Annotated in this window: 13 protein-coding genes and 1 pseudogene; 8 read left to right on the forward strand and 6 right to left on the reverse strand. The window is 71.7% G+C overall.

What is annotated here, in order from left to right; genetic code table 11:
• Positions 1-8 precede the first annotated feature (8 nt).
• From Val02_RS22190 to Val02_RS22200, 3 genes are all read right to left on the reverse strand, one after another.
• Positions 9-1,391 (reverse strand): DUF1501 domain-containing protein, encoded by a 1,383-nt coding sequence (locus tag Val02_RS22190; protein ID WP_239153250.1) that lies wholly within the window; start codon positions 1,389-1,391, stop codon positions 9-11.
• Positions 1,392-1,393: 2 nt separating this feature from the next.
• Positions 1,394-3,181: a DUF1800 domain-containing protein gene (locus Val02_RS22195; protein WP_203901069.1), complete on the reverse strand. Its 1,788-nt coding sequence runs from the start codon at positions 3,179-3,181 to the stop codon at positions 1,394-1,396.
• Positions 3,182-3,246: 65 nt separating this feature from the next.
• Positions 3,247-4,149 carry a glycosyltransferase family 2 protein gene (locus Val02_RS22200; protein ID WP_239153237.1) on the reverse strand — a complete coding sequence of 301 codons (903 nt, stop codon included), beginning with the start codon at positions 4,147-4,149 and terminating at the stop codon, positions 3,247-3,249.
• A gap of 61 nt (positions 4,150-4,210) precedes the next feature.
• Here Val02_RS22200 and Val02_RS22205 point away from each other — a divergent pair, with 61 nt between their 5' ends.
• Both Val02_RS22205 and Val02_RS22210 read left to right on the forward strand, forming a co-directional pair.
• Complete coding sequence (locus Val02_RS22205) at positions 4,211-5,056, forward strand: hypothetical protein (protein ID WP_239153238.1); 846 nt, start codon at positions 4,211-4,213, stop codon at positions 5,054-5,056.
• Positions 5,053-5,544 (forward strand): GNAT family N-acetyltransferase, encoded by a 492-nt coding sequence (locus Val02_RS22210; protein ID WP_203901071.1) that lies wholly within the window; start codon positions 5,053-5,055, stop codon positions 5,542-5,544. Before Val02_RS22205 ends, Val02_RS22210 begins: the two co-directional genes overlap by 4 nt.
• Here the strand turns inward: Val02_RS22210 and Val02_RS22215 are convergent.
• A complete protein-coding gene (locus Val02_RS22215) occupies positions 5,541-5,939 on the reverse strand; it encodes a VOC family protein (RefSeq protein WP_239153239.1) in 399 nt (132 codons plus the stop codon). The two genes, Val02_RS22210 and Val02_RS22215, sit on opposite strands and share 4 nt — an antisense overlap.
• A 100-nt stretch (positions 5,940-6,039) precedes the next feature.
• On the opposite strand from Val02_RS22215, the gene Val02_RS22220 reads away from it, so the two are divergent.
• From Val02_RS22220 to Val02_RS48945, 3 genes and pseudogenes are all read left to right on the forward strand, one after another.
• Positions 6,040-6,852, forward strand: a complete 813-nt coding sequence (locus Val02_RS22220) for a YhjD/YihY/BrkB family envelope integrity protein (RefSeq protein WP_203901072.1) — start codon at positions 6,040-6,042, stop codon at positions 6,850-6,852.
• 94 nt (positions 6,853-6,946) lie between these two features.
• Positions 6,947-7,972 (forward strand): annotated as a pseudogene (locus Val02_RS48880) (serine/threonine-protein kinase); the annotation flags it as partial.
• A gap of 51 nt (positions 7,973-8,023) precedes the next feature.
• Complete coding sequence (locus Val02_RS48945) at positions 8,024-10,354, forward strand: serine/threonine kinase C-terminal domain-containing protein (protein ID WP_506022771.1); 2,331 nt, start codon at positions 8,024-8,026, stop codon at positions 10,352-10,354.
• Positions 10,355-10,371: 17 nt separating this feature from the next.
• Here the strand turns inward: Val02_RS48945 and Val02_RS22230 are convergent, their stop codons facing one another.
• Positions 10,372-11,202 carry a 5'-methylthioadenosine/S-adenosylhomocysteine nucleosidase family protein gene (locus Val02_RS22230; protein WP_203901073.1) on the reverse strand — a complete coding sequence of 277 codons (831 nt, stop codon included), beginning with the start codon at positions 11,200-11,202 and terminating at the stop codon, positions 10,372-10,374.
• A gap of 506 nt (positions 11,203-11,708) precedes the next feature.
• Here Val02_RS22230 and Val02_RS22235 point away from each other — a divergent pair.
• The 3 genes from Val02_RS22235 to Val02_RS22245 all read left to right on the forward strand — a co-directional run bounded on the left by Val02_RS22235 (position 11,709) and on the right by Val02_RS22245 (position 13,298).
• Positions 11,709-12,650 (forward strand): helix-turn-helix domain-containing protein, encoded by a 942-nt coding sequence (locus Val02_RS22235; RefSeq protein WP_203901074.1) that lies wholly within the window; start codon positions 11,709-11,711, stop codon positions 12,648-12,650.
• A 76-nt stretch (positions 12,651-12,726) separates the two neighbouring features.
• Positions 12,727-12,927 (forward strand): DUF397 domain-containing protein, encoded by a 201-nt coding sequence (locus tag Val02_RS22240; protein WP_239153241.1) that lies wholly within the window; start codon positions 12,727-12,729, stop codon positions 12,925-12,927.
• 155 nt (positions 12,928-13,082) lie between these two features.
• Complete coding sequence (locus tag Val02_RS22245; protein ID WP_203901075.1) at positions 13,083-13,298, forward strand: DUF397 domain-containing protein; 216 nt, start codon at positions 13,083-13,085, stop codon at positions 13,296-13,298.
• A gap of 52 nt (positions 13,299-13,350) precedes the next feature.
• Here Val02_RS22245 and Val02_RS22250 read toward each other — a convergent pair whose 3' ends face one another.
• Positions 13,351-14,562 (reverse strand): MFS transporter, encoded by a 1,212-nt coding sequence (locus Val02_RS22250; protein WP_239153243.1) that lies wholly within the window; start codon positions 14,560-14,562, stop codon positions 13,351-13,353.
• Positions 14,563-14,564: the final 2 nt, after the last annotated feature.

Raw genomic sequence — 14,564 nt, forward strand, 5'->3', positions numbered from 1 at the left:
GACCCGCCTCACGAACCGGCGAAGGCGCCGATCCGCTTCGGGGTGAACTCGGGGAAGACCGCCTTCGCGTCACCCACCCCGAACTGCGTCTTGACCAGTTCGAACAGGACGCTGCGGTAGTCGTTGGCGCCGGCCAGGTCGCCGTGGTCGAGCGCGCCCTGTGCCAATCCGGGCCAGGCGCCGTGGACCCTGCCGCCGTTCAGGCCGCCGCCGATGAGCAGCATGCCGCCGCCGTGCCCGTGGTCGGTGCCGGCGTTGGCGTTCTGCTGGACCCGCCGGCCGAACTCGCTCATGGTCACGACGGTGACGTTCTTGAGGTTGTCGGGGCCGATGTCGGTGGCGAACGCGCCCAGGGTGGCGGCCAGGTTGGTGAGATTGTTGCGCATGTCGCCGCCGTCGACGGTGCCCAGGTTGGTGTGCATGTCCCAGCCGCCGAGATCCACCGAGGCGACCCGCAGGCCGACCTTCGCCTTGATCAGCTTGGCGACGTCGCGCATGCCGTTCGCGAAGCCGCCGCCGGGGTACTGCGCGGCGGCGTTGGGGCGGACGTCGGCGACCTTGCGGGCCGCGCCGATGGCGTCGATCGTGGCGCCGGCCTGCGCCGCCAACGGGTGGTCGAGGCCGGTGTAGAGGCCCTTCAGCGCCGCGAGCGACTTCTCCCGCAGGTTGTCCGCGCTGTCCAGGCGGAAGTCCTGGATGCCGCGCAGGACCAGCTTGTTGGAGGTTCCCACGAGGGAACGGGGCAACGACGACCCCTCGGCGATCGCCCGGAACGTGGTGCCCTCGCCCATCTGGCCCAGCACCCGGTCGAGCCAGCCGGTCCGCACGGCCGTGGAGGCGGCACCGCGTTCGTAGCAGTCCTGGGCCTGGAAGTGGCTGCGGCTGGCGTCCGGGGAGGCGACCGCGTGCACGGCGGCCATGCTGCCGGACTTCCACAGTTCGTGCAGCGGGGCCATGGCCGGGTGCAGGCCGAACCGCGTCTCGGAACCGGTGTCGAGCAGGGCGGCGTCCGGAACGGCGATCCCCGGGCGGGCGGCCCGGTAGTTGCCGTCGTTGCGGGGCACCACGACGGAGAGGAAGTCCATCCCGCCGCGCAGCATGACCACGACGAGCGTGCGCTCGTCCGCCGGCGCGCCGAACGCCACCTTCGTGGTCACCAGCTGCGTGCCCAGCGCGGCCACGCCGACCGCGCCGGCCCCGGCGATCACCCTCCGGCGGGTGAACCCGTGCCGCCACGACTCCTTCTGCGCCGCGAGCGCCGACGTGACGGCCTCGGCGTGGATGCGCAGCGCGGCCTCGCGTTCGTTGGGGCCGTAGCGCAGGAGTTCCTCGCGGGTCCGCGGGTTCGGGACGTTGTCGGGGCAGTCCGGATGCAGAAACTCGTGAGACATGGTCACCGCAGCCCGTGGTAGACGGAGTCGAGGAGGAGCGGCGCCAGCGAGTCCAGCTTGCCACCCAGTTTCGGGTCGGAGACCCGCGCGTCGCCCGGCATGCCGAGGAACTGCAGCAGCGCGTCCTTCTGCGGCTGCGTCAACGGCTGGAACACCAGGCGCTGCGACAGCGCGTCGAGGTAGCCGGCGGCGGTGCCGGTCTTGTTGCCCGCGACGAGCTGCTCGGGCGCCGCGTACGTGGCGCCCTTGACCTTGCCGGAGACCAGGGCGCGGTGCACGTTCCAGGCGCCGAGCATGCCGTGTGCGGACTGCCAGGCGCCGGCCACGTCGGGATACCCGTCCGGGGGCGCCCACGCCAGCGGCGCGTGCCCGAGGCGGTCGGCCGTCGCGTACAGCGTCTCCAGCGCCTTGTCGGTGTCGCCGCCGGGCGTCACCCCGAGCACCCGCGCCGTCGCCACGAGGTTTTCGAGGGGCCGGCGGGTCTTCAGCCCGGTGGCGATCCAAAACTCCAGGGAACGGAAGAGGACGCGCAACATCGGCACCACCGCGGAGCCGTTGTCGAGGTAGGTCTGGGCGAGCCGGTCGACCAGCGGCGCGGGCGGGCTGTCGCAGACGAACCGGACGGCCAGCTTGCGCGCGACGTACTTCGCGGTCGACGGGTGCAGCGCCAGGTAGCGCACCATCGTGTCGCCGACGGCCAGCCCCTCGGACTGGTTCTTGTTCGGGTGCGACCAGCCCATCACGGTGACCGCGCCGCTGTAGTGCCGCTTCGGGTCGTACACGAACTCGCCGTCGCGGCTGATCGTGCGCCCGGTCAGCACGTACGCCGCGTTGCGCACGTCCGACTCGCCGTAGCCGCCGTCGATGCCGACGGTGTGCAGTTCGAGCAGTTCGCGGCCGTAGTTCTCGTTGACGGCGCGGCGGTCGGAGGCGGCGTTGTCGAGGTAGCGCATCATCGCCGGGTGCCGCGCCGAGGCGAGCAGCATGTCGGAGAACTTCCCGAAGGCGTGCTTGCGGATCACCGTGCGGTCGTAGTCGGGTCGGCTGTCGGCGCCGCCCTCGAGGGGGTTCTGGATGTTGAGGTGGTTGTTCCAGAAGTCGACCATCACCTCGTAGAGCTGGCGGCTGGACCACGCCTGGCGGCCGATCGTCGCCTGGCCCAGTTCCATCTGGACCTCGTTGCGCTTGTTGTCGGGAACGCTCCCGCGCAGCTGCTTGATGTCCAGGCCGAGGCGCGGGTACAGGGCCGCCACCTGGTCGCCACCCGGGTCGGGGAGCTTCTCCGGGTCGAGCTGCCGGTCGAGCCAGGCGTCGATGCCGAGCTGCCGCACGTCGGCCACGTCCTGCGGCGTCACCCCGAACGTCGTGCGCCGCAGCAGGTGCAGCACCGGATCCCGGGTCAGCGGCGTGCTGAACTTCGGCTCGAAGCCGAGCGCCGCCTGCGCGGCCGCGGTCGGGGTGTCGGCCAGCCCACCGGCACCGAGGTCGCCGTCGCCGCCGACGCCCTGCGTGTAGCTGGCGTCGCGGTTGGAGTACGAACCGGCCTCGCGCGGGGTCTGGTTGGCGCCGGAGGTGCCCTCGGGCCCGCGTTCGTCGTCGTGCTCGCCGCCGAGCATCACCGCCGCGGTCGACGACAGCCCGGCGAGCACCACCGCGCTCGACCCGAACGTCATCAGCGCCTGCCGGCGGCTGCGTATCAGCCGGTGCAGCGCGGGGCGCCCGGCACCGAGCCAGCGCGGTGCCTTCTGCTGGCGCAGTGCCCGCATCATCACCGCACGCCGATCCGCCATGTCCCAGCTCCTTCGACCGGCAGGAGCGTATGCAGCGGTTTCTTAGGTGCGCCCAGCGATGATCCTTAGATTTTGGTTAGGTCGCCGCGCGATGGGTCTTTGGTCCCGTACCCCTTCGAGGCGTTCGTAAGGATTCGTAGCGCGGCTTCCACCTCGGGATGCGGCCGGCGGCGCCGGACGAGGGCGGCGGGCAGGCGCTTCGCCAGTTCGACCAGAACGGAGCGGGACGCGGGATCGGCCGCGGCCGCGCCGATCAGGGCGAGGGTCGACCGGGCCGCGATCGGGACCGGACGGCGCATCCACTGGGTGAGGATCTCGTTGCGGCGGGCCAGCTTCCGCTTGTCGGCACCGCCGCCACCCGCGGGATGGTGATGGGCGACGACGTCCGGGCGGTAGGCGAGCCCCCAACCGGCCGCCAGCAGGTCGTACGCGAGCCGCGACTCCTCGCCCATGAAGAAGACCACCGGATCGAACCCGCCCACCCCGAGGAACGCCTCCCGCCGCACCACCGCCGCGCACGCCAGGAACCCCAGCACGGACGGCCCGGGCAGGTCCGGCGCGGTGCCCAGCGGGGCGGCCGCGAGCTGTGCCGACACCGGATCCAGCCGCTCCTGCGGGCCGACCAGGGTGCGGGCCGCGAGGAGACCGAGCCGCGGATGCGAGGCGAAGTGCGCGCGGGCCCGCACCAGCGCCTCCGGCGCCCACCACGAGTCGTCGTCCGCGAACGCCACCAACGGCGTGTCCGCCGCCCGGACCCCCACATTGCGGGCCGTCGCGCCGGCATTGCGCCGCATCCGCAGCACACGGGCCCCGGCCCCGGCCGCGACGGCCGCGGTGGCGTCGGTGGACGCGTTGTCGACGACGATCACCGGCGGGCGACCGGGCAGCGCGCGCAGGCGCTCCAGGGTGGCACCGAGGCGGGCGGCCCGGTTGCGGGTGGCGAGAACGATCGTGATGGCGTCAGGCACCCGGCACCTACTGCCCACGGATCTTCGATTGACACCCGTCGGCAGTGGGCATCACCCGCGCGTGCCTTCCGTGGATGAGGACCGGTCGTCGCTGCGCAGCCTGTTCACCATCGAACGACCACCGCCGCAGCCGCCCGCCGTGCGCCGGCTGCGCCGGCTCGTGCTCCTCACCGCGCTGGCCACGATCGCCGTCGACCTGGTCAACCTCGAGTACGCGGTCGAGGGCGGGTTCACCCTCACCGTGCGAACGGTCTACGCGCTGCTGCGCGCCGTCGGCTTCCTGGTGCTGATGCGCACCATCCGGTACGGGCGGGTGGTGTCGCGGCCGTTCGGGTTGATCCTCGCGGCCACCACCGTCTTCGCGGTCGGCCGGCTGGTCGTGCCGCGCAGCGGCGAACTCCTGCCGCAGGCGCCGGTCCTCGTCGGGTTCGCACTGCTGGCGGCCCTGAACGGGGCGGTGCTGTGGGGGCTGTTCCGAACGCCTGTGATCGCCGCGCACCTGACCCGGCGCGGGCCCGGCCGCCAGGTCTCCGCCGGCGTACTGACGGCCCGGGTGGCGGGGCTCTCCTACAGCGCCCTGCTCCTCGTGCCGTGTCTCGTCGCGATCGGCACCCTCGTGCACGAACCCCGCGTGCCGCGCGCCGTCGGCGTGCCGGTCGTGATCGGGTGGTTCGTGCTGGCCCTCGTGCTCGGGTTCGCCATGCCGTGGGTGATGATTTTCGTCGTGTTCGGCAAGCGGCTCGCCCGCGACGTCGTGGCGGTGGTCAGCGTCGGCGTGCTCGTCGGCGGGCCGCTGCTGTGCCTGTGGATGCTCGGCGTCGACGGGCTGCTGCGGGACGGGGTTCCGCTGGTGATCGCCGCCCTCACCTGCATGGGAGCGTTGTGGCAGACCCGACGCCACGCGTGAGCGCCGCCGTCGCGGCCGACGCGGGGGAGATCTGGACCGTGCAGCTGGCGGCGTTCGTGGCGGTGGCGCAGCGCTACGACGACGTGTACCTGCCGCCGCTGGTCGAGCCGCTGCTCTCGGTGACCGCGGCGATCGAGGAGGGCCGCGTGCTCGTCGCCCGCCTCGACAGCCGCATCGTCGGCGAGGGTTCTGGGCCGCCCGGCGTAGCTTCGCGGGCCAGAATCGTCGGCGCCGTCCGGACCCGGCTCGACGACGGGGTGTGCCACATCGGGCGGCTCGTCGTGGCGCCCGATGTGCACGGGCGCGGCGTCGGCTCGGCCCTGCTGAGCGCCGCCGAGGAACGCCACCGGGCGCAGGTGCGCGCCTTCGCGCTCTTCACCGGGGCCGGGAGCGCCGAGAGCGTCGCGCTCTACCGGCGCCACGGATACGTCGTCGAACGCACCGAGCCCGGCACCCCGGACATGGTGCACCTCAGCAAACGGGCCTAGGCTCCGCCGTCCGCGGGCGGCTCGATGAGGCAGAACTGGTTGCCGTCCGGGTCGGCGACGACCAGCCAGTGGAACCCGTCCCGGTCGTGCTCGGCCACCTCCTCGGCGCCCAGCTCGGCGGCCCGCTTCCGGGCCACGGCGAGATCCTTCACGAGCAGGTCGAGATGCAGCCGGTTCTTGCCGGCCGTGGGCGCCGCCACCCGCTGGAACGACACCGTCACCCCCCGCCGCGGCTGCCGCGAAAGGTGGATCTCGTCATCGGTGCGGTGCTCGATCGGCACCTCCAATAACGCGGACCAGAATTCAGCCAACTTCTCCGGGTCGGTGGTGTCGACCGTGACGCCGATGAACATCGGCCAGTCCGGCAGCGCTTGGGTGTGGCTGTCGTCCGTCATGGCGATCGACGCTAGCAGTTCATCACCGTTTGTCGTTGGATCATTGACCCGATGTGTGTCCCCATGCGACTACGGGTAACCCTCGCGGGTGCACGTGATCATGCGGGTCGTTCGTGCCGTGATCGGGCATCTGCGCGGGCGGGACCTGCCGCTGCACGCCGCGGCTATCACGTTCTACGGCGGGATCGCGGTGGTGCCGGCCGCCGTTCTGGCGATCCGGCTGGCCGCCCTGCTCGCCGGCCCGGAGCGTTTCCTCGAACTGACCGCCGGGCCGGTCGACGCCGTTCCGTCCACGCTCGGGGCCGATCGGGCGGCCCGCGCGCTCGTGCACGCCGGCGTGCGACTTTCCCTGGTTCAGGCCGTCGCGGCGCTCGTCCCGGCGACGCTCTACGGGGAGGGGCTGCGGCGGGCGTTCACGTCGTTCGCCGAATCCGCTCATGTCAGAAGCAGCGGACCGGTGCGGGCCTGGCGCGGGCGAATCCTCATCCTGCCGGTCCTCGCCGCCGGGCCCGGTCTGCTCCTGGCACTTCTGCTCGTCCTGCCGTTCGCCGCGAATCTTCTTCGAAAAGGCGGCTGGGCCAGTGTCGGCGGAGTGATCGTCTCGTTCCTGATCGTGTGGATCGTGCTGAGTGTGCTGCTGACCGTCGTCTACCGACTGGTCGGCCCGGTGGCCCCCGCTTGGTGGGCATCCGCCGCCGCGGCGACGATCACGGGCGCCAACCTGTCAGGGTTCGCCCACGGTTTTGTGCTTTTCTGGGCCATCCCGGTGGACCTCGGCATACCGTTCGGCGGCTTCGAACCTGTCGGGGCGGTGGTCGCGATCGGGCTGTGGCTCTATCTTTTGCACACTCTGGCACTCGTCGGTTACGTAACCGCGCTGATGGTTGGCAGACTTGGCCCACCAGTTGAGTGACAAGACCCACGTGACAGAGGTGGCACGGGGTTGGTATTCCTTGCAGATCAAGCCGGTCGCATGAGACCCAGACAGGGTGGGTATGGTCTTCGCAATGTCCGCATCGCCGACCCTCGTTGCCGGGCGCTACCGTCTTATCGAGCCGCTCGGCGTCGGCGGCATGGGCCGCGTCTGGCATGCATGGGACCAGATCCTGGGACGCGACGTCGCGATCAAGGAGATCGTGCCGCCCGAGGAGTTGCTCGCCACCGAGCGCGACGACATGCGTCGCCGCACGTTGCGCGAGGCCAGGGCCGCCGCCCGGCTCAATCACCCCAACGTCGTGCGGGTCTACGACGTGTTCGAGACCGGCGACAAGCCGTGGATCGTGATGGAGTACGTCCCGTCGCGTTCCCTCCAGGAAGTGATCGTCGAGGACGGCCCGCTGCCTCCGGCGCGCGCCGCCGAGATCGGCCTCGGGGTACTCGCCGCGCTGCACGCCGCGCACCGCGCCGGTGTCATGCACCGCGACGTCAAGCCGAGCAACGTGCTGCTCAGCGACGACGGCCGCGTCGTGCTCACCGACTTCGGCATCGCCTCCGTCGAGGGCGACTCCACCGTGACCCGGCCGGGCCTGGTGCTCGGTTCGCCCGCGTACATCGCCCCGGAGCGGGCCCGCGAGGGCATCGCCGGCCCCGCCTCCGACCTGTGGTCGCTCGGCGCCACGCTCTACGCCGCCGTCGAGGGGCGCTCGCCGTACGAGCGTTCGTCCCCGATCGCCACCCTCACCGCGCTCGCGTCCGAGGAGCCCGACCCGGCGAAGAACGCGGGCGTGCTGCGCGGCGCCCTCAACGGCCTGCTGCGCAAGGACCCCGCGTTGCGGATCGACGCCGTCGAGGCCGAGCGCCGCCTGCGCCGGGCCGCGTCGAGCGGCGGGTCCGCGCGCCGGTTCCGGTGGCCGTGGGAGTACAAGCCTTGGGGGAACGCCGATGAGCGGCCCGTTTCCCCCGCCGGCTCCGGTCCGGTGAGCCCGATCGGCCCGCCGGCACCGCGTTCGGCGCCGCCGCCCGCCTCCCCACCGCAGCGGGGTGTACCGGACGCACCGCACACGGTGAACCTTTCACGGCTCACCGGTCCGCCCCCGCCCCGGCCGATCGCCGAGCAGCCGCCGCTTCCCACGGGTGGGCAGGGCATGCCGACCGCGGGTCGCCGCCCGGCTCCGGCCGGTCCGCCCGCGCCCGGCACGGTCAACCTGTCCCGGATCGTGCCCGGCATCGGCGGCACGCCGACGGTGGGTGCCGCGCCGACGGCGCCCGTGTCGTTGCCGCAGCCGCGGGGGAGCAGGCCGCCCGCCCGGCCGCCGGCGGACGCCACCAGCGTGTTGCCGTCCGGGACGGTTCCGCCGCCGCCGGCCGCACTCGCCGGTGGCCCCACGACCGTGGTGCCCACGTCGGGTGCTCCCACGTCCGGCGCACCCACCTCGGGCGCACCTGCCTCGGGTGCTCCCGCCTCCGGCGGGTCCTCGCGCCGGGAGAACAGGGACCGGTCCGGGCACGTCACCGGCGCGACGGCTTCGCTCGCGGCGCGGGCGGTCACCGGGCGGCAGTCCGGGAAGGCGGCCGGTCGCAAGGGCGCCGACGACGCGCCCGAGACGTCCGGTCCGTCCGCCGCCGCGTCCGCTCAGTCCACTGTGGATGCCGCTGCGGCGGCCGGGTCCGTCGCCGAGGTCGACGCCCCGGGGTCGCCCACCTCTTCGTCCTCGTCTTCAGGCTCGTCCACGTCTTCACCGGAGTCTTCGTCCACCTCTTCGGCTTGGCCAGCGTCTTCTTCCTCGTCTTCGGTGGAGGGTGAGGCGTCTTCGGCGGCGTCCGCGGGCTCGACGGCCGGCGGGGCGTCCGCAGCCGTCGACGACGCGGTGACCACCTCCGACGACGCGGGCACGACCTCCGCCGGCACGGATGCCGCAGGCGAGGCGGCCTCCGGCACGGCTCGTGACTCCGCAGCTTCCGATGTTGGTGATGGCGCCGCTGTTTCCGCCGACGCTTCGCCGACCTCCGGTGCGGCGGTCGGCGGCGCGGCGGGCACGGCCGGTGTGGACCGGGCCGGCGACGCGGCGCGTACGCCGTCGGTCGAGGACGCGGTCACGGCCTCCGACGAGGATGTGGTGACGGCCGCCGACGCGGTCGCCGCCGATCCGGAAGCCGTCGACGCGCTCGACACGGACTCCGTCGACGGGGCCGACACGGCTCTCGACACCCGGGCCGACACGGCTCCCGACGCTCGGGCTCAGGCCGATCTCGACGCCAGGGACGACGCCGACGCCGCCGATAGGACAGCGGTGGACCGGACGGCCGTCGATCAGGCTGCGGCCGCCGCTGAGGAGGCGGACAGCGACGGCGACGACGAGTCGACGGCTGCCGGGACGCCCCTCTCTGCCGAGCCGGGCTCCGCGGCGCCCACGTCCGGCGCGCCCACCTCCGGTGTCCCCACGTCCGGGGCGCCCACGTCGGGGGCGCCCGCCTCCGGGGTGTCGCCGACGGCCTCCGGGCGCGCTCGGCCGACGTTCCCGTGGCGGGGTGGCAGCTCCTCCGGCTCGACCCGCTCGACGAGTGGACGTGCCGGCCTCGTGGGCCGCCCGGTGACGTTCGACAAGTCGGCGGGTCGCCGCAGCACGCCGGACGCCACGGTCGTGCAGCCGGCCGCCTCGCAGTCCAGCATCACGCCGTCGCGAGCGCACCGGATCCTGGCCTCGGCGGCCGTTCCGACGAGCCTGAAGAAGGCCTCGGACCTGGCCGAACGCCGTCGCGTCCTGGTGGGCGTGATCGCGCTCGTGCTGTTCCTGCTGATCGGGCTCGCGGTGGTGTTCGGCGACGGCGACGGCGACGACAAGCCCTCCGGCACCCCGACCGGCAGCACGCCGACCCAGGGCGCACCCGCCTCGTCGGCTCCGCAGGCGGGCCAGTCGCCCGGTGGTTCGTCCCCGGCGGTCGAATCGCCCGCGGCCCCGCCGCCGCCGGCCAGTTCGGGTCCGGTGAATCCGGCCTATGTCGAGCGCCCGCCGCTGCCCGAGGGCTGGTACATCTACTACGAACGCCTCGACCGCAACGGCGGCTTCTCGGTCTACCTGCCCAACACGTACCGGCCGACGTTCCGCAGGAACGGGGGTGCCAAGTACGAGATCGTGCGCTTCTCGGTGGGCGGCCGCACGCTGGAGATCGACCAGACGGACACGCCGCAGCCCAATCCGGTCGCGGACTGGCAGGGCCAGCGGGACCGCCGCCGTTCGGCCGGCGACTTCCCGGGCTACGAGGAAGTGAAGATCGCGCCGGTCACGTACTTCCAGAACGCGGCGGACTGGGAGTTCACGTTCAACAGCGGGGGCGGGCGCTCGCACGTCAACAACCGCGGGTTCGTGGTCTCGCCCACCAAGGCGTACGGGATCTGGTACCAGTCTCCGGACGCCGACTGGGGGGCCGCCCGCGCCGATCTGGAGATCATCTTCAACAGCTTCCGAGTGGGCTGACCGGCCGGCGAGACTGCCTACGGGCGGACGGGCACCCGGGCGATGAGCGCGGCCAGGAAGGCCGCGGCGTTCCGGGCGGCCACCTCCTGCCATCCCGCGCGGTCGGCGACATGCTTGGCGCCGTCGGCCTTGTCGCTGATCCCGCGCACGGTCAGGATGGGCGCGGTGTAGAGATGCCCGGCCTTGGCGGCGCCGGCGCTCTCCATCTCGATGGCGACCGCGTCGTTGAAGTTGCGGTCGATCTGGGTGGCCAGCGGGGTCGTGCGCGAGTTCAGGACGACGTCGCCGCTGGCGATCGGCTTGAAGTGAACGGTCGGTCCCGGGTCGTCCGCGTGCCATCCGCCTTCGCGGCCCACCTGGCGCGCGAGCTGTTCGAGGCGGTGCGGTGCCTCCCAGGCGTCCGGGTGGAAGCGGAACTCGTCGCGGTCGGCGCGCCCGCCGTGATAGCCGTAGATCTTCGTGGCGACCACGACGTCGCCGAGCCGAACGGAGGGTTTGAGCGCGCCGGCCACCCCCGTGAAGAAGAGCGCACGCGGCTGGAAAGCGGCGATCGCCCGTTCCGTCAGAACCGCCGCCGCGGCCGTGCCGCACCCGACGACGGTGACCGCGACGTCGACGTCGGTGCCGGTCAGCTTCCCCACCTCGAAAATCGTCCCGGCCGCGTGGATGAACGACCACCGCCCCGTCACGTACTCGCAGACGGCCGCGCACTCGTGATCCAGGGCGGTGAGAACGACCACCCCGCCCGACGGTGGAGCGGGTCCCACCGGTGCGGTCGCCTGCGCGACGACCTGCGTCACGACCCGCCCACGGCGCGCGCTGACGCAGGCACAGGAGGGAACGATCATGGTCGGCCGGGTAACCGGCGGCCTGGTGCGGCGTTGAAAGTGTGGGCCGGAACCACCACCTGCTCGCGGGCTCATCAGGTCCTCCTCACGCGGCGGGAAGACTGAGCGCCACCTCGAGGGCGACTCGGCCGATCGGCTGTGGCACTCAGGCCGTGTCCGACAGTATGGGGTGTAACACTCCTGACTGCTAGACGCCCGTGTGACATTCTGCCGGATGGCTACATGGCAGAAAGCTGGCCAGGAGCGTGTGCATGCCACGTTCCGTGATCGATCTGCGATACGGCGATCGGCTGCCGTTCAGATTGCCGCACGTCGGACCGTGGTGAGCGGTGGGCGGGTGTCGGCTTGGTGCCGGCCGTTCCGGCAAAATGAGTAACGAAACGGGTGACTTTGCCTGACAGAAGTTGGCCGTTTGTCGTATTGTTAGCCGCGTTCTCGCAGTCAGCCGTCTAGCTACTTTCCGATGGGCTGCGCGGGTCTGCCCTTCCGATTCGATCGAGGTTGCGGTGGCCACAGGTGACTCGCCCGCGGGCGCGCGTAGGCGCGTCCGTCTGGCTGTCCGCGAGGCTCGCGAGGCGAAAGGCTACACGCAGTCCGCCGTCGCGGACGCGATGGACTGGTCCCTGAGCAAGCTGGTGCGGATCGAGCTGGGCGAGGTCACGATCACGCCCAACGACCTGCGCCCGCTGCTGACATTTCTCGGCGTGACGGACAAGGACGTCGTCGACAGTCTCATCCAGGACTCGCGCGCCTCCCGCCGGCGGAAGCTCTGGTGGGACGAGCCGAAGTTCCGTGATGCGCTCACGCCGGCGATTCGCCAGCTGATCCAGTTCGAGGCCGAGGCGACCGAGTACCGCTCGTACAACGTGCTCTTCCCGGCGCCCCTGCAGACCCAGGCGTACGCCGAGGCGTTGTTCCGGTCGTACGGCGGGAGCGAGTTGCCCGAGGACGTGCGCAGGGCGCGGGTCGAGACCCGTCAGCGACGGCGCGCCGAGATGCTCCGCCGAAACGACGGCATCAAGACCTATGTGCTGCTGGACGAGATTGCGTTGCGTCGCCCGTACGTGCCGCGTGACGTGATGGTCGACCAGCTGACCGACGTGCTGAGTCTCGTCGAGCGTTCCGACGTGATGGTGCGCATCCTGCATTTCGACGCCGATATCCCTCCCTCGCTTTTCGGCGCTTTCGAGATTCTCACCCTGCCGACCGGAGACGCGATCCTCTACCGCGAGAGCGGCCTCTCCGACGAGCTGGTGGAGGACGCGGCGGAGGTGACGCGGCATCGCGAAATCTTCGATCTCCGCTGGGATCGCGCGCTCGACGACGACGAGTCGCGCGCGATGGTCGAACGGACGATCAAGTCGCTGAGCAGTGGCAATCCCCCCGCAGGTGCGGCGCCGCCCGGCTCGACGGGTCGAGGCACCCGTCGCCGACGCGAAGCCGAATAGTTTTCCGGTCTGTCGCCCACGAAGCGGGGAGTCCGGACGCCAGAAAGCTCATTGACAAAAGTAGAGGGATATCAGCGTGGATATTACAACCGGCCGACCGGCGTGGAAGAAGAGCACGAAGTGCTCGAGCGGGGGGTGCGTCGAGGTGGCCCCGGCGCCGAGCGCGCAACTCGTGCGGGACTCGAAGCTGCTGGACGAGAGCCCCATCCTGGTCTTCGCCGAGGCGCGGTGGCGGGAGTTCGTCGCCGGCGTGAAGGACGGTCAGTTCGACCTCTGAGTGTGTATCCGGACGCATTGCGAACGGTCACTGCACTCCGGGCCAATCACGATATGTAATGCAATGTCATGACCGTACTGCGGTTATGGCGGTGTGAAGTTTCCGACCGGTTACGTATCGTGGGTGGGGGAGGTACTGCCGGGAGGGATGGCCGGATGCTGAAACGAGGTGCAACGCACTGGCGACGGAGCACATTCTGCGCGACCGGAGAGTGTGTGGAAGTCGCCCGCGCGGGCGAGGACGTCGTCGTACGCAACTCCACCGACGGCGACAACGTGGTCGCCTTCACCCCTGAGGCCTGGACGGATTTCGTCGAGGCGATCCGGGACGGTGAGTTCGACCAGCCAAACGAATTGGCGGACGTGAATTAGAAGTGAATGCGGCAAACGGCGGGCTCCGACCCACGGAGCCCGCCGTTCGCGTTCACAGCGCGGCCGGCACCGCGGTTTTCTCCTCCGCCGGCGCGTCCGGCCGGGGCTCCCGCACCCCCATGAACGGCATCAGCGCCAACGCCGTTCCCAGACTCAACCCTCCCGCCACCACGAACGCCCACCCCGGCGCCGACGCGTCGATGACCGCACCGGCGAGCGGCGAACCCACGGCGAGCCCCAGCGTGATGGACGAGTTGTGCCACCCCATCGCCTCCCCACGCGCGGCGGCCGGGACGAGCCGGCTCACGGCGTCGGCGGTCGCGGCCAGCGTCGGCGCGCACAGCAGGCCCGCCGGGATCAGCGCCACCGCCAGCCACCAGGCGCCGGTGGCGAGCCCGACCGGGATCGTGAACGCCCCCAGCAGCGCGACCAGCACGACCGGCGGCGGCGTGCGGCGCAGCGCCCCGAAGAGGAACCCGCCGAGCAGTGAGTAGGCAGCCCAGCCCGCCACCACGAAGCCGACCAGCGACACCTCGCCGTTGGCCCGGAGCGTGGCCACGATGGCCAGGTCGCTGCCGGCGAGCACGGCGGTGGTGGCGACGGAGATGATCAGGTAGCTGCCGAACCGGAACGTCATCCACGACCGGCGCGGGACCCGTTCGGCGACGGTGTGCTCCTCGTCGGCCGCGCGGATGGGCGGGTCGGCCACGTAGAACGCCGCACCGGCGAGCACCATCGCCGCCCCGACGGCGTACATCATGACCGTGGAGGACGTCGTGGTGGCCAGCACCACCGCGGCCGCCGGCCCCACCATGAACGACAACTCCACGCTCATGGAGTCCAGCGCGTACGCGGGCTTGCGGTGCGCCTCGGGCACGAGCGCGGCGATCGACTGGCGGACCACCGAGAAGACCGGCAGCGAGACGAGGCCGAGCAGCCCGGCGGCGACCACGAGCGCGTGGTACGGCAGCGACGGCGCCGTCATCCAGAACGCCAGTTCGGCGGTGACGCCGATCGCCAGCGCGAACCGCAGCGACGTGCGGTCGAGCAGCCGCCCGATCAGTGGCCCGCCGAGCGCGCTGGTGATCGTCAGTACGCCGCTGACGACCCCGGCGCGGGCGTAGGACTCGCCGAGGCCCAGCACGACGTGCAGGGTCAACGCCATGAACACGGCGCTGGCCGGGATCCGGGCGATCAGCGCGAGGATCATCAGCGAACGGACACCGGGCAGGCGCAGGACACTGCGGTAGGGGGCGAGTCGCATAC

The sequence above is a fragment of the Virgisporangium aliadipatigenens genome, assembly GCF_016863615.1.
Classification (GTDB): Bacteria; Actinomycetota; Actinomycetes; order Mycobacteriales; family Micromonosporaceae; genus Virgisporangium; species Virgisporangium aliadipatigenens.